The organism is Viridibacterium curvum, assembly GCF_039544165.1.
Classification (GTDB): Bacteria; Pseudomonadota; Gammaproteobacteria; order Burkholderiales; family Rhodocyclaceae; genus Viridibacterium; species Viridibacterium curvum.
Window position 1 is genome coordinate 54,641 of the sequence record NZ_BAABLD010000008.1, and the last position, 16,737, is coordinate 71,377.

General features: G+C 63.6%; 6 protein-coding genes. All 6 read right to left on the reverse strand.

Going from position 1 to position 16,737, the window contains the following annotated elements; all coding sequences use genetic code 11:
• The 6 genes from ABEA02_RS07990 to ABEA02_RS08015 all read right to left on the reverse strand — a co-directional run bounded on the left by ABEA02_RS07990 (position 1) and on the right by ABEA02_RS08015 (position 16,725).
• A complete protein-coding gene (locus ABEA02_RS07990; RefSeq protein WP_345532364.1) occupies positions 1–1,668 on the reverse strand; it encodes a putative porin in 1,668 nt (555 codons plus the stop codon).
• A 9-nt stretch (positions 1,669–1,677) separates the two neighbouring features.
• Positions 1,678–2,298 (reverse strand): hypothetical protein, encoded by a 621-nt coding sequence (locus ABEA02_RS07995; protein WP_345532365.1) that lies wholly within the window; start codon positions 2,296–2,298, stop codon positions 1,678–1,680.
• Positions 2,299–2,301: 3 nt separating this feature from the next.
• Positions 2,302–2,703, reverse strand: a complete 402-nt coding sequence (locus ABEA02_RS08000; RefSeq protein WP_345532366.1) for an ExbD/TolR family protein — start codon at positions 2,701–2,703, stop codon at positions 2,302–2,304.
• A gap of 12 nt (positions 2,704–2,715) precedes the next feature.
• On the reverse strand, positions 2,716–3,123 hold the full coding sequence (locus ABEA02_RS08005; RefSeq protein ID WP_345532368.1) for an ExbD/TolR family protein: 408 nt from the start codon (positions 3,121–3,123) through the stop codon (positions 2,716–2,718).
• Between the two features lie 10 nt (positions 3,124–3,133).
• Positions 3,134–4,843 carry a DUF2341 domain-containing protein gene (locus ABEA02_RS08010; RefSeq protein ID WP_345532370.1) on the reverse strand — a complete coding sequence of 570 codons (1,710 nt, stop codon included), beginning with the start codon at positions 4,841–4,843 and terminating at the stop codon, positions 3,134–3,136.
• Between the two features lie 185 nt (positions 4,844–5,028).
• The gene (locus tag ABEA02_RS08015) at positions 5,029–16,725 is read right to left on the reverse strand and encodes a two-partner secretion domain-containing protein (protein WP_345532371.1); all 11,697 of its coding nucleotides are present in this window, start codon (positions 16,723–16,725) and stop codon (positions 5,029–5,031) included.
• Positions 16,726–16,737: the final 12 nt, after the last annotated feature.

Genomic DNA, 16,737 nt, shown 5'->3' on the forward strand with positions numbered 1-16,737 from the left:
TCAGAAGCCCACACCCAGGTCCATCTGCCAGGTGTTGAGGCGGAACTTGTCGCTGCTGTTACGCGTCGTTGGCGAATCAATGCTGCTGCCCGACAGGTACTTGAAGCCCAGCACCGTGCCGCTGTCGACGCCATAGTTGAAGCCCATGATGTAGCCGCGCACGTTGGTGCCACCGCCCCCCAGCGTGCCCTCGGCAAAGGCATCCGGCACGGCATCGCTGCCCAAGCGGCGGAAGGTCAGGCTGGCATTCCACTCGCTTTTCTTGCGCACAGCCGGCGTGCCAACCAGCATGCGAAACTGGTAACCCGTCGCGCTGCCATCGGTGAGGCGAACGCCCGTGCGCTTCTCAATTTCGTTGCGATCGAAAGCCATGTTCTTGACGAAGTCGGCACTGGCGACGAAGTGCAGGGTGTCGGAGCGTGCGTAGTCGAGACTGCTGCCGAGGTGCAGCGGAGCGAACTTCGAGGCCAGGCCCCAGATGTTCGTCGTGGACGAATCGGACGGCGCATTCAGACGCACGAGTGTGTTGCCCTTCTGGCGTTGCGATGAGCTGTATTCGGTGTTGCCGTAGCTATTGGTTTGCGTCGGCAAATATGAAGAATCGCCATCTGGACGACCTTCAAGATTTCGATATCGGTAGTAGGCAAGACCCAGCGATCCGCGCGTCTTTGCGCTCAGGTCATTGGCCGCACCAATCTGCGCCGCCAGCAGGGTGCGGCTGAAGCCTGTCTTCGGCTGGCTCTCGGTCGCCAGCGGGAACACGCCCATGGTGGCGTAAGGCACGAAACCATCTGCGAGACGATCACGCACGTTGAGCGACAGGCCATCGAAGTTGATGTTGTCGTCCCAAACGAGATCGGAACTCGCAAAGGGGTTGGCCATGCGTCCTGCGGACAGATGGAAGTAGTCTGACAAGGAATGCTTGATGAAGCCGCGATCCAGCCACAGCGAATACTTGTTGAAAGTGCTGCCCAGGGTCTGCGTGGTCGACACGCGACTGTCGCTGTTGCCACTGGCAATGCGCAGACCGGCCGTGGTGTCCTTGCTCATCTTGATGTCAGCCGCGAGCCGTACGCGCAGGCGCAGCTGGCTCATGTCGTCGGTCGTGTTGCCGACCGAGTCACCCGTGTTGGCGAAATTGCCTTGGCGTGTCGTGGCGCCGGGGCTGGAGTACACGTAGTCGCGCGGTTTGGTATTCGTGCTGTCGTAGTTGTCGAACTGGTAGCGCGTCAGGATGTCGCCACCGAGCTTGATCTTGTCGAGCCAGCTCGGCAGCACGTTGGGGTCTGCCCAGTGCTCCTCGCGCGCCTGGCTCAGAACCTCCTTGCGGATCTGGTCGCGGATTTCCTTCTTCGTGCTCTCGGGGATGTACTGAACACGCACCGGTGCGGGCTTTTTCTCCTCGCCCGGCGGCGGCAGTTCGCCAGCTTTTTCACGCGCGAGACGCACCTGGAACTCGGCCTTGGCCTCGGCGTCGCGGATCAGCTCGTTGGCGCGCTCACGTGTCAGCACACCGGTCTCGACCAGCGCGTTGATGATGTTGAGCGTGGTTTGGCGCAAGCGCTCCAGCGCCTCGCGATCATCAGCGTGGGCGGCGGTAGCGCCGACACTCAACAAGACGGCGAGTGCAAGCGGGCGAAGGCGTCGGGAGAAGTCCTGGCGTTTCATGGTGAGGGTTCAGTTCAGAAGTTTGTTGGAGACACGGATGTCGAAGCCGCCCTGCGGCGTGGAGGCTGGCGGTGCTTCGCGCTGGATGGCGCGCGCCACGGCCTCGCGCAGGAGTTCGTCCTTCTTCGCATCACCCGTTGAATTGGGCAGCACGACCGTCCATTGCGCCCCCTCACGACGGATGCGCGCGGGGATGCGGTATTCCGCATCCTTGAGGTCCTTCATCTTCACGAGCTCTTCCTGCAACAAGCGCTGCAGACGCGTCTTGTAGGTCTCGAAGACCATGCGGTCGACGCCACCAAGCTGGCCGCCCTTCTCAACGCCGAGAGGCTGGCCGGTGTACTCACGCGTGGGGTCACCAACACCAATGTTGCTTGGTGCATCACCGGCAGGTTCATTCGACTTCAGTTGCTCCGTCTGTGGCGGAGCATCCTGCTTGGGCGCCTCGATCTTCACTTCCCTGGGCGCGTCCTTGGGTGGTGGGGGCACTTCCTTGGGCGGTGGGGGCGGCGGAGGCGGTGGTGTATCCGGCAACAGCGTCACCGTGGTTTTCTGCTTGGGCTTTTCCGGCCCTTTCTCGCAGGCAGTCAGCAGCACCCCTAGCATCAGCAGGCAGAGCAGGCGTTGCATGGCTCAGATACCGATCTTCGAGGTGGCGAGCCCCATGTTCACGCCCAGCTTGTTGCACAGGTCGACCACGGCGATGACCAGCGCGTACTGCGCACGCGCCTCGCCCTGGATCATGACCTGCATGTCCTTGTCCTTGGCGTGCGCCTGCATGAGCTGTGCCTCCAGCTCCTGCATGCTGACTGCCGTGCCATTCACCAGCACCCGGCCTTCGCCCGTGATCTTGACGATGCGCACCTCGTGCTTTTCGGTGCTGGGCTTGTTCGACGGTTTGGGCAGGTTCATCGATAGCCCCTGCACCGACGCGGTCGTCATCAGGATGAACACGACCAGCAGCACGTACGCCAGGTCCAGCATGGGCGTGACGTTGATGGTGTCGTAGGGTTTGGCGTCGTCCTGTACTTGCATGGTTCTGCTGCCTTACTGTGCGCGCTTGGTGACGAGGCCGACTTCGGTGATGTCCAGCCGCTTGCAGATATCGAGCGCAGCCATGATTTTTTCGAACTGCGCATCGGCGTCGCCCTTGATCACCACGGGTAGCGAAGGATTGGCTGCCTTGTAGCGCGCCAGCCCTTCCTGCAGCGACTCCAGCGTCACCGGGTAGGCGTCGAGGAACATCGAACCATCGCGCGTCACCGTGATGGCACGCGTCTGCGGTTTGGCGAGATTCTTCGTAGCAGTCGTCACCGGCTCCTTGACCTTGACGCCCTGCACCGAGGCCGTGGTCAGGATGATGAAAACGACCAGCAGCACATAGGCAAGGTCCAGCATGGGCGTGACGTTGATATCGTCATACAGCTGGTTATCGCCTTTTACGTCAGCAGCCATGTCTGCTCCGTCAGTCGCCGTACTTCTCGGCGACGCGTGTCACGAACTCATCGACGAAGATCTGCATGTCCGCCGTCTGGTTCTTGATCTGCGCAGCAAGCCAGTTGTAGCCGAACAGCGAAGGGATCGCGACGCCCAGACCGGCAACGGTTGCAAGCAGCGCGGCGGCAATACCCGGTGCGATGGCATTGACGTTCACGTCACCCGCTGCCGCGATGGCCGCAAAGGTGATCATCACGCCCACAACAGTGCCCAGCAGACCGAGGAAGGGTCCGCCCGAAATGGCGATGGTCAGCAGCACCATCAGCTTGTTGAGTTTGTGGTTCTCGCGCACCTGGTCGGCGTCCACCGCCGCCTTGATGGCGTCAATGGAGGCACCGCCCAGCACTTGCGTGGCGGCAGCGCCCACACTGGCGCGCGCGGCGAAGCGCTTTTCGATCTCGCGCACGCCGGCGGCATAGAGTGTGTAGAGCGGCGACTGCGCCATCAGCGCGTCACGTGCAATCGTCAGGAGATTGTCGTCACCCGCAGCGCGGAAGCGTTCCATGAAGCCGTCGTTCGCCTTCTTCACACGCGAGAGCATCAGCTGCTTGTCGACCATCACCCAGGCGGCGATGACGAACATGATGCCGAGGATGATGATCACCACCCAGGCGTCGGTTGTCAGGTTCTTGATCAGGATCGCGAAGTGGCCTTCTTCGCCTCCTTCAGACGCCTCTTCACCCTCGGCCTCGATGTTGGCGGAAATCAACTTGCCCTCGGCCGCCGCAGAGGCGGTGGCCAGTCTCAGGAACTCCTCGCTGCGCGCTGCACCTGCAATCTGCAGTTCATCGAGCAGGCCCGCGAAACCGACCGCCACCTTCACGTCGCCAGCGAGCTCCGGCAGTGCGGCATCGGTCTGAGCAACCTGTTTGCCATCGACGAACAGCGTCAGCTTGCCCGCGCCGATGGTCATCGCCACAGCGTGCCACTGCCCCGGCTTGACCTCGCCACCCGCAACACGCGCACTGCCAGCCTGGCCCGCCAAGGCACCGCTGGCCAGCTTGAGCTGCACGCTGCCCTGTTCGTAAAGCACGCCGCCCGTGACTTCATTGGCCTTGATCCACATCGACACGCTCATCGCGCCACCGGCCGCCATCTTCAGACGGTCGCCGCCTGCCAGTGCAATCGGCGAGCCACCCACATTGACGGCATTGCCGAGCAGGCCATTCGGATCGATTGCCAGCGGGGCTGCGGTCTTGAGACCACCGACTGAATCGGTTGCCGGCGCATCAGCCTCGCCGAAATGGAACACCGCGAGGTGCGAACCACTGTAGGTACCCGCCGCGTCGGTTTCGGCATTCGCTGCTGCATTGCCGTAATAGGCATACACCACGTTCTTGTCGCTGCCAGCCGCAAGCGTGGGCAGGCGCACCCAGACGATGGCCAGCTCGTTGACGCTGTCGAACTTCTCGACGTGGAACTTCAGCGCAGTCTTGTCATCGCCAGCGACGAGGCGCAGATCGCTGCCGTCCGGCTTGGCCGCCGAGAAATCCAGATTGCCTGAGTGCAGGCGCAGCGCCACTGGCAGATCCACGACCGGCTGCTTCGTTTCGACGCCACTGGCCGTGGTGTTGAGCACCACCTTCGTGCGATGGGACCAGTCCGGGCTCCACCACGCATGGGCAATGGCGGGCACACAGGCAAGCAGCAACAGGGCGGGACGAAGAATGCGGCGCATGGCGAGAAACACGGGCAGTTGCAAAGCCCGTGGATGATGCGCAAGGAATGTTGCAGAGGTACGGAGAGCGCGAATCCAGCGACTGCGCCAAACGGACCATTTGATCTGATTTGCATGAAACAGGATTGCAATAAAAAAGGGCCTGGCGATCAGCTCCCCAGGCCCTGCATACCGCTGTCTGCCTGTCAGCGCGCCTTGCCGTCGCCGCTACACTCCGCGCTCTTCTGCTTGCCAGCCGTGTTGCCACACTCAGCCTTGCCTGCGGCCGGCGCATCATCGTCGGCCGCCACCACTTCAACCGTCAGGATCGAACTCCTCTCGCGCGGTTTTTCGCCGGCGGCCGTCCCGGCTTCGGTCGCCGACTTGCTGTCCGACGCATTCGTCGCCGCTGGCGTCGCAATGGCCGGTGCAGCGGGCGTCGCCGTACTGCCGCCGCCGGTGCCCACGGCGAGGATGAAGTCCGCACCGCGCACGGTCGCCGTCAGCGTCAGGTCGCCCGCCGCGCGTATACCAGCCTCACCCGCATCCACCGCACCACGTGTCGCATACAGCCCCACCGCGCCACCCGTGATGATTGGCTTGTTGAAGATGGTGGCGATACCCGAGCCGCTCGACGCCCCGCCATCGACAAGGGTCACCTTGCCAGTGAGCTTGTCGACGTCGAGACGCTGAGACGAACCCGATACTGCAGAACGCGCACCCTTTCCGGCATCGATGTCGCCGTAGTTGGTCCAGCCCAGCAGGTCGCCACCGTCAATGGCGAACCAGCGCGAGGTGTTCACGTTGATCGCGTCGCGCGCAAAGACGTGCGAATCGCCCTGGTTGGCCACCAGGCCCAGCTTGCTGTTCCAGAGCTTGAACTTCTCGCGTGCAAGCTTCACGGCTGCGGCGTCGCTGCTGGCGCTGAACTCCTGGGGGAAGCCTGCCATGGCCTGGGTCGGCCCCACGTCCAGAGAGCCGCCCGGCACCAGCACATCAACATTGCCGCCCGACTGCGTGCGGATCTGGCTGAACAGCATGCGCACACTGCTGTTGAAGCCGAAGCTGTCACCCAGCGCCATCAGGTCCAGCGCCTTGTAACCGCGGCCGTAGAGCTTCTCCGGCGTCAGGTCGGCTGCACCGTACTTGCCGGGATTCGCCTTGGCGTCTGCGGCAATCGCCGAGCCATCACGCCCACTGGCGCTCAGTTCGGCCCACAGCACCTGGTAGCGGAAGCGGTCGAACGCACGCTGCTGTGCTGCGCTCGGTGTCGTCAGATCGGCACTGAGCCCACGCTCTGCCGCATAGGCCTGCCATTGCGCGAGATAGGCGCTATCCGCGACGAGATAGGTCGAGATGAAGCGTTCGCGCAACAGCGCGGTCGCGTAGGTGATCTGCTCGTCCTTGCCCAGGGCAAGAAAGGCCGGCGTACTGCCCGCATCCAGATACGTCTCGGCAAACTTCGCCGCATCGATGCTGCTCGGCTTGCCCGCCACCACGCGGATCGAGGCCCCGGTGTCAGGCAGGTAGCTGTTGACGCCCGGTCCCTTGCTGACGATGCCGGCCGAATTGGCCAGCTCGATGCTGCGACCGGACGTCACCTCCAGCAGACCCGGGCCGAATACGGTAATCGCGGCTTCTGCCGTGGGCGGCAAGGACCCGGTGCCGGCATAGCTGTTCCAATCGTTCATCGTGTAACGGATGTCGCGACCGGCAGTGACGCTGGTCACGTCAGCACCGGTGATGTTCTGCGCAATCAGCGAGAGATTAGTGACATCGCGCCCGGCGCTGACTTCCACTGGCTTGGCGATGATGAAGCGTCCCGTCACATCCCCCGTGCGCGCCACGATCTTCGCCGACTGGGCATCTCCATCATGCAGGGAACCGTTCAGCGTCGAGCTTGTGTTGCGTGCGCCGTAGCGGGTCTCGCCGTTATCGGAGAAGGTCGTCGCTGCGCGCCCCAAGGCGCTGGAAACCACCGCAGTGCTGCTCGTCGAAGGATTGATCACGCTATTCAACTGCGCCGGGTTGGCGTCCACCATGCTGACATTTGCCATGGGCACATCTTTCTCGGCGAACACTTCGAGCTGCCCCTGCGCAGCCGGGTACATGCGCAGTTCGTAGGCGCCCGTCCCCAGCGAAACATTACCCCCCAGCGCAACAGCCTTCAGTGTGCCCGGCAGGACCGAGCCTTTCTCGTTGTCGTTGGAGCCGAAATCCCCACCCGTCAGTGTCACCGAGCCGGATGCCGACTTGAGCGCGAGGCTGCTGTTCGCGCTGTAGTCCAGCCAGGCAGCGGTATAGCCCAGCCCCACGACCGTGTTGTTGATCGACTGCTTCAATGCCGCCGCGTTCTGCACCGAAGCAACCGTCAGACCAGAGCCCGCATTCACCGCAACGCGCGTATCTGCCGCGTACAGACGGATGCCGGACGTCCCTGCTGTCACAGCACCGGCAGCAGACAACGTGGCAGTGCCTTGCTCGACGAGATAGCTGCCACCACGGATGTCTTCGCCGGCCTGCACGCTGAGGTTGCCACGCGTCAGCGCTGTCACGCCCGTCGGCTTGCCATCCGCACCGAAAACAAAACGGCTCTGGCGCGGCAGTGCGACGCTAAGGTCACGCACCGAGCCACCCGCCGTCACCGACACAGCGCCACCACCCAATGCCCCCAGCGTCCAGTTGAAATAGTCATGACGCACGGCCGTTGCGGCAGCCTTGTCGGTGCTGGCCCTGGCTGCGTTGGCGCGCCACAGCCAGTCTGTCGGCGAGCTGCCGATTGCCCTCCCGACGACATCCCCACTGGCGTCGAACCGCACGCTGCCACCATCCTGCGCCAGCCAGACCTTGTTGGTAGCGCTGGAAAGCGCCATCTCACCATCGGCAGCACCTGCGCGCCGGCCGGCCGAGTAGACCGTTGCTGTCGCAGAAGACAGATCAATATTGCCGCCTGCGGCAAGACGAATGTCGCCCGTACCAGTACGCACCAGCTTCGTGACAACCAGATCCTTGCCGCCACCTTGCGTCACGGCAAAGGCGTTCGCTGCCGACAGGTCCGCACCTGCCACAAGTCCCACATTCCAGCCATTCTGCTTGTCAGTCGGCATCACGTCGGTGGCCGAAGCAAAACCGTCATTGATGCTGCCGTTGAGTTGCAGCGCGCCACCTGCGCGCAACAGCAGGCTACCTGCCACGTCGCCGCTGTAACGCCAGCTAGGCGCTCCGCCCGTACTTGACGCGAGGTTGATGTCGGAGCCCAGCGTCATGTTGCCAACCGAACGGAACTCGACGCCGGGTCGCACGCTCAGTTTGCCGTTGTCGAGCGATCCCAGACCGCCCTGGATCACCGGCAACCATGTATCGAAGGCCTTGTTGTCTGCCTGTGCCTTGCTCAACGCAGCAGCATCCACAGTGCTGATGTCGTAAGCCTTGAAAGCATTTAGCGTGACGGTCGGCGCCCCCGCCAGCACGACGCCATTGTTCACCACAGGCACGGTATTGGCCCAGGCGCTCTCGTCGAGCAGGCGATAACTGCCATCCGTTTGCTGACTCGCCACATAGGTCTTGCCAGCAACCAGCGCAGAAGGCGTCATCGCAACCCCGTTTGCATCCAGCAGCGTGACGGCAGATCCGCCATTGATTGTCAGCTTCAGGCTGCTGACACCGCTTAATGACGAGGTGTCGCTGACGGAGAACGCTACCTGCGAGACGCTGCCAGCCTTGCTGACCGCCACCTGCCCATAGTTGTTGGGCCGCAAGGCGTAACCCGTACCGTCGGGCAAACGGCTCGCCGTGTAGGTCGTGCCAGCAATCAGGCTGCCCGCCGAGACGGGAGTAACGCCATCCGCTGCATACAGACGGCCACCTGCAAGTTCGTTGATCTGCAGTTCGACGTTGCCAGTGGCGTTCGTAACCGTCGGTGTGAAACGGATACCGACACTGCTATCGGGCGTTCCGGCAACCGCGCTACTGGTCACCCGATACGTATCGTGCTCGCCGACAGTGCTGAGCAGATAGAAACGATTGGCTGTCTTGTCGTAACGGGCAGCGTAAGAAGTGCCCGCGTCCAGCGCTCCTGTCCCCAGGGTGCCGTTGTCGGCCAACAGCAAGGTCGTAACCCCAAGCGCGCTGGTTTTCAGCTTCACGCCCCCGGCGAGCTGATTCACTGCCTTGCCACCGAAGTTGTCACTGGATGGTGTGAAGTAGACGATCTGTCCATCCAGCCCTGTGAAGCCGCTCGAAGACACAGGCAACAAGGTGACCCCTGCAGCATTGACAGGCGTAATGCTGGACTCAATGAGCCAGTACGTTGCGCCGCCACCATCCTTGCGGAAGCTCAGTCGATAGCTACCGCCAGCACGTAGCGTATTGGCAGCAGCGTTGCTCGCTGCACTGCTCTTGATCGGTATCGGCGCACTGCCATTGAGCGAGAAGCTTGTGCGTCCCCCACTCAGGGTGTTGTTCACCAGAGCCACGAAATCCACAGTCACCGTGCCGTTCGTTGCCCAGGTCGACGCGTCACCAGCAATCGATGCATCAGCGACCACAAAAGCGGCGCTTACCGTACCTGCAGTTGCCAGAACTCCCGTGGCAGTTGCATTGACCGGGATCAGCTCGGCCGTCGTCACCGTCAGCGGCGTCGTGAACACCGAAGCCTCACCCACGACAGCCGTCGTACCGACCACCGGGTTATACGCCGCCAGATCCGTGGTGCGGGGCAGGTTCAGCGTCACGCTGCCGTCCGCCCCCCCGCCATTGCCGCGCACGTCGATCAGACTACCCGCCTCGAACTCGATCTTCGTGTTGGCCGCATCGTCGCCAGACACGCTCAGGGTCACATCACCACCACGCCCTCCCGCACTGGTCGCCAGCGCTTTGAGCACCGCACTCTTCTCCAGCACGATCTGGCCACCCTGCTGAATACCGTCAACGAGCGCGCAACGGGCAGCGAGATCGATGCGTCCACCCGACGGCCCCGAGGCGTCCAGCGTGCCGCCAATGCGGATGTTGCCTGCATCAGCGTACAAGCCGATGTTGTGTGACTTGAGCGTATTGCCTGCGGACAACTGCAGGTCGCCCTGACGCAAGCGCAGCTGCCATTGCTCTTCAAAGCTGGTCGTCTTCTTCACGAGATCGTCGAGGCTGGCGAGCGAGCCCACATCCACGCTGAGCTTGCCACCCGTCGCACCGGCGGCCTTGCCTTCGTCCGACACGCTGGCGAGCTGGCTGCCTGCCAGTTGCACCGTGCCCTTGGCAGCATTCAGGGTCAGGCTGCCGGCATCCGCCGTGCCACGACCACGCAGGTCCAGCACCGAGCCGGTCTCGGTCACCACATTGCCTGCGCCTGACTCCAGCACGATGCTTCCGGCATTGGTCGCCTGCGTGCTGCCATCAAAGTTCGTCTCACGGCTCGACACGTCGATGCTGCCCGTCGCCTTGACCGTGACATCACCCGTCGAGGCCTTGACGCCGATGCTGCCGCTGCGGCTGACGAGTTGCGTCGCCACCGTGGCCGTGCTGCCTTCCAGCACCAGGGTGCCACCTGCACCGGCCGCCAGCGCGTCGCTGGCTGTGCCGCCCGATGCGAGTGTCAGCGCGCCATCAGTCTTCAGAGTCTTGCGGGTACCGCTTTCGACGGTGACGACGGGAGCCGTCACCGTCAGCGGCCCTGCCGCCGAAGTCGTTCCCGTTCCCGCCAGCACCACACCACGCGAAGCCGCCAGTGTCGTATCACCGAAACCACGCAGGGCCATGTTGCCGCTGCCGATCTTCAGCGTACCGGCGTCGCTGCCATCGGCACTGTTGCCCACGGCGTTGAGCTGCAGGCTACCGCTGCCTGACGTTGCGGTCGCCGTGTTGCCCGTGGTGTTGGTCAGCGTCAGCTGCGTGCCCGTGATCTGCACACTGCCAGCCCCCGCACCCTTCCAGTCCAGGCTTGCCGCATCGAGGGTCAGCTGCTTGACCGGCGTTGTCGCGCCGAGCGAGAAGCTCTCGTCGAAAGCGATGCCGCCGTAGCTGCGCAGCGTCAGCTTGTCCGCACTGCCCGCCACACTGCTCAGCAAGGTGTCGGTCAGGCGTGTGCCCTCGGTCGTGCTGCCGCTACCACCAAGGGTGAGCGCTTTCGCGCCCAGCGTGAAGGCGCCTGCCGTCGCGGCGCTGTTCTTGGCGAGCTGACTGTCCAGTGTGGCATCGGCCTGCACCGAGGCGCCCTTCAATTGCACGTTGTCCTGCACGATCAGCGTGCCCTGCTCGCCCTTGGCGCCGGTGCGGGTCACAACGTTGTTGTCGGCCGCCACGCGCAACAGGGCACCGTCGCCAACCACCGTCGTGTTGCGCATGGCAGGGCGCGTCGTGTCAGCCGGTGCGGACTCGATCACCGAACCGGCTTCGACGGTCAGCTTGTTTGTGGCTGCCAGAATGACTTCCGCAGGTTTGGTGCCCGCGGCATCGGCCAGGCCCGTCGCGCCGTTGTAGCGCACGCCTCGCGCCGTCACCGTCAGCGCGCTGCCGCTGCTGTCGACCTTGCGTTCGCCGCCGATCATGATGCTCTCGGCACCGACCCTGGCGATATCCGCTTCGTTGACCTTCAAGGTCTTCACACCGCTGGCTGGCGTCACCGTGCTGTTGCCGACGACGATGTCAGCGGTCGGCTTGCCGTCTGACCCCAGTGTGCTGGCCAGCAGGCTGATATCGAGCATGCCGTTGCGACGCCTCTTGCCGTCGGCATCCTTGATACCTTCCATGGCGATGATGCCGCCCAGCTTGATGCTGTCGGTCGCCGCGACGATCAGCTGGCCGCCATCCTGCGTCGCCTGTTGCAGGGACGTGCCATTCTTTGCCGCTTGCTGCGCAAAGAATGTGGAAGCGCGCGCTTCGGTGAACTCGGATCGCTTCTGCGTGACCTCGCGCGATTCGACCAGCACACCCGTCGTACGCGAATCGCTGACGGCTGTGCCCGCCACCGACAAGCGTGCCGACACGACCGTGCCGCCCAGCGCCTGATTGATCTGCAGGCTGCTGGCCGCGTCCTGATAACCGCTCACCAGCGTCACCTTGTAGGCGCCGGGCAGCATGGCATAGCGCGCGGGCAGCAAGGTGTAGGTGCCAGCCGGCACCCCTGCCGAAGCGCTCAGCGTGATCTGCGTGCCGGCCTGCCGATCAAAGCCGGCATCCGCTGGCGCATAGGCACTGCTGTAACCGGGAATGATGGCGTAGGTGTTGGCCTGCGCGAGCACATTGGTCGAGCCACCAGAACCTGCGACGAACTCCAGCGCTTGCAGGTCGCCACCACCGGATACGTCGACCTTCGCTTTCGAAGACTGCTCGACCGTGGGGCCACGCAAAGCGACCGACGGTGTCGGTGCACTCGTGATGACGCGGGCCGTCCCGCCATCCGGTTGTATTGTCCAGTCCGTACCATTGACGAGCGTGCCGAAGGGAATCGTCGCGCCCTCACCGGATGCAGAGGTCAGACTGCCATCCTGCAGATTGAGTGTCTTGCGGGCCGACAGATCGATGCTGCCGAATGGCGCACGCAATACGCCGCCCTGGTTGATGGTGTCGGCCTCAAGCGAGAGACGGCTGCCGGCCGACATCGGCACCTGAGGTGTAACGCCTGTGCCACTGATGTTGAGCGTGCCGCCCGGCGCCACATTGACGCTGAAATTGCTGAGCGTCGTGGCGTAAACCTGCGCGGCCTGGATGTTGAGATTGCCCGCCACGGCGAGGTTGCCCGTGCTGTAGTTCGGGTCCACAACGATGCCACTCGTCCCCACACTGCGGTCTGTGCCACTCAAACGCACATCACCCTTGCTGCGCAGGGTGGTTTCAGCGGCACCGCTGATCATGGTGCCGCCATATAGATCGATCAGACCGGCATCAACAGTGAGGCTGCCCGCGCCCAGCACGGGAGAGAACACGAAATCCGAAGCCAGCTTGTTGCTCTTGGAATGCCCCAACCAGCCAAGACTCGCGTGACTGGTATTGATCTTCACGTCGGCCGACGACACGTCGATCTTGCCAGCCAGCGACACCTCACGCGCAGCGCTCAATGCCACCTTGCCGGCAAACCGCAACGTGTCGTCACTCTTCAGCGAGACCTTGTCGAAGCCCGCCGTACGCAGGCTCGCCGCATCGACCCAGCCTTGCGGCTTGCCCTCGAACAGCGTTGTCAGCGATGTCCCGGGCGTCGCAGCCTGCAGCTGTGTTGCGAGACTGCTGCCGGACTGCAGCAGGTTCTCGCCGACGGTGAGGGTGCGCGCCACCGTCGCGGCATGATCACCGTCGTACTCAGCGGAGAGATTCACACTGATGCTGCCACCGGCCGCATTCGCACCACCACCCTTCGCGGTCGTCAGTGCCCCGAACGCAATACCAGTGGATGAGCTGATGTTCACGCTACCCGCATTGCTGGCCACGTTGAAGGCCGCACGCGTCGTGGCGTTGTCCAGCGTTGCGCTGCTGCCGTCGAGATTGATCTTTGCGCCCTGCTGCGCAACGATGGCGCCCTTCTGCGCATCCAGGGTCACGCTACCGCCATCGAGTACTTCACCCTGGCGCAGACCTGCCGCGTTGGTCGTCACGATAGCCGTGCCCGACACATCGATGCGCGCACTGTCTTTGAGGAAAATGGACTGATCAGCCACATAACCGGGGTCGTCACCTGAAGTGGCCGGCTGACTCATCGTCAGGCGGACGCTGCCGCCCTGTGCCTTGAGCTCGCCACCCAGGGTGAGTTGGCGACGTGCGCTCAGACTGATGTTGCCGCCGTTGCCGGCATTGATACTGGCACCGTCACCCACCGTCACAACGCCACGCTCGACCAGCCCAGCAACGAGACTGTCCTTGTCGGCGAAACTCGCGACAAGACTGAAACTTGCACCATCCTTCAGATTGCTGTCGAGCCTCTTCACCGCGCCCAGCTTGCTGACCGCAGCCCCAGTAGCCACCGAGCGGAAGTCCCCCTGAAGCATGCGCACGTTGCGCGTCAGGTCAAGCTGGGTGCCGGCACCAATGCCCGCATTGAAGTCGGTGGCGGTCAGCGCAAATTTCGAGAAGCCGCCCTCCGTGAACAGCTGGGTGCCCAGCACCAGGTCAGCTGCATTCACGGCCGCCTCGTTGATGCGGATACCGGCCGCGCTGATCGACAGGCTGCCACCCTTGCCGCGCGAGGTGCCGTATGCCATCGCTTCGCCGCGCAGGCTGGCCTTGCTCATCGAGACGCTGCCGCCGGCCAGCGCAATGCTGCCCGCATTGCCAAGACTGACCGTGCCAGTGGTGCCCAGTTTCGCGCCACCCGACACGTCGAGGCTGCTGCCATCGCCCAACTGCAAACTGCCGAAGCGACTCGCCGCCAGCCGGATCGAGCCGCCATCGAGCTGCTGCGTACCGCTGAAGACGCCTGCGCCGTTGCGCGCACTGTCGTAGTCATTGATCCAGAGCCCGGTCGCGTCGATGCGCTTGCCGGCAGCGAGGCGCACGGAACCACCAGACGAGCCCGCTTGGTCCGCCTGGGCATCGAAAGCGAGGCCTGCACCACGCACGTCATCCTGGATGTCCACGTCACCGCCAACTGCGCGCAAGCTCAGGCTGCTGCCCGATCTCAGCGCAAGCGGGCTGCCCGACTCGACCGTGATGTTCTGCCCATACAGCGTGACGGACTGGAAGCCCCCGGCAGACAAGGCGTTGGCCGACACGCGGTTGTAGCTGTCGCTGCTGACAACGGACTTGAGTGCGTCTTTCCAGAAGTCGGGGCTTAGTGTGCTGGCGCCTGATCCGATGCGCAGATCGGGCTGCGGCACGAGGGAGTTGCCGAGAATGAATGTGCCGCCCTTCGGTGCGGTGGCGGGGGTGCCCTGATAGGTGCCGGCCTGCGTCTTCGCCACCAGCGCACCGTCCAGCACGGTGTGACCACGCGCATTCACTGTCACGCTGCCGGCATTCTTGCCCTCGGTGTAGGCGGCCACGTAGCGCTCGGTGGTCGCGATCCCGTCATAGACGACATCCGCACTGGCCTTGGTGATATCGACGCGCTTGTTGCCCATCAAGAGCTGCGTCGTGGCAATCGTGGCGCCGCTGACCTCAACCGCTCCGCCCGAGACATCCACCTTCGACCCTGCACCCAGCACCACGTCGCCCGCAGACTGGAAGCTCACCGCACCACCTGTCGCCGCGCGCTCCTGCAAGCTGGTCGCCCGGCTTGCCACGACGCCTGAGGTATCCGCTACGGCCAGCTTGCCCGTCGGCGCATCCAGCAGGTTGTACTGCACGGTCTCGCGGTACAGCACACCACTGCGCTGCAACGGCGCATCCTTGAGCTCGTTGGACACCAGCGTCGCGCTGACCTGGTTGCGTGTGGCGCCATCGACCTGCACATCCTTGTAGCCCGACACGTCGATGACAGCATCCTTGGCCATCACGATACGTGCGCCGGCATCGGCCACGGTCGTTGTGTGGAAGGACTCTGCGTCCTTCTGCTGCTGATTCGCCAATCCGGTGTAGGCGCGCTGTCCGGCCGCACTCACTTCCACGCTGCCACCCGGCGTGACAATGCTGGAACCGGACTGCATCAGCACGGTACGCCCGTCGATCTTCACCTGCGTGGTCTTGAATGTGTCAGTTGCCGTCACCGTGTACTGCTTGCGGATGAGGTCTTCGAGTGCGCTCAGGCGAGACTTCTGCACCGCCTCGCTCTCGCTGGGGTCGGGCACGAACTGTGCCGCAGCACGCGCCTTGACCTCGCTCTCGGTAATGCTCTCGACACCGGACTCCAGACGGCTGTTGCCACCCAGAACAACCTCGCCACCCTGGGTGGCTTTCTGCTCCACATAGCCACCCGCCGCGTCGAAGGTCTCGCGCGTCGTCCAGCCCGAACGCCCCTGCAAGTAGATCGACCCGTTCTCGGCCTTGGCAGTGCTCACCTGCAGCAAGCCATCGTTGTTCACCGCCATGGCCGCCAGCGTGATGTTGCCGCGGTTGGCGATGATCCCCTGCATGGCCTCCTTGAGGCCCGTGTTGCTCACCGTGCTGAGCGACTTGTCGGCGCCAGCGAACGGATCGACCTCGACCAGCACGCCGCGCAAATTGGTGTCACGGCTCTCGGCCAGATAGACCTTGGCCCCGGCAGCCAGCACGACTTGCCCGCTGGTGGACTCGATGCGTCCCGCGTTCTCGACGCGCGGCGCGAACAGCATCACCGTGCCGCCTTCAGCGGCCTTGATGCGGCCCTCGTTACGCACAGTGGGCGCACTGCCAGCGTCGACCGACGCGGCAGGCGTATCAAGATCGGTCACGACCCATTTGCCATCCGCATCCTTCTCCATCTTGCCGGCGTAGTAGAAGGCCGCTTCCTTGCCCTGCGTGCTGAGAAAGCCCTTGGTGAAGACATCCGTGCGGATGTTCAGTGCCGAGGCCACGAGCCCACCGACATCGACCTGCGAGTCCTTGCCGAACAGAATGCCGTTGCGGTTGACGAGGTAGACCTGGCCGTTGGCGGTGATCTGGCCGTTGATGACAGAAGGGTTGGCGTCCCAGATGCGGTTGAGGACACGCGAGTTGGCATCGGGCTGCTTGAAGTCGACCTTGTAGCCCTTGTCGATGTTGAACGAGTCCCAGTTCTTGATCGCTGTCGCGGTGCTCTGGGTCACCGTCATGGTGTTGCCCGAAGTTGTCACGCTGCTGATGCCCACGTTGGTCACCGCACGCGTACCGCTGGCTTCGACAGGCAGAGGCGCCGCGTTGGCCGCCGGCAACGACATGCCCGCCACGCTGACCGTCAGCACAATCGATGCCACGCGCCGCGCCTTGCCACGCGAACGCTTGCCACGGGCTGCCACGTTCTCGGCCACGGCCACCCAGGCACCGACACTGTCGTTGAAGACCACGCGATAGCAAAGATTGTTCATGTCATCGACCCT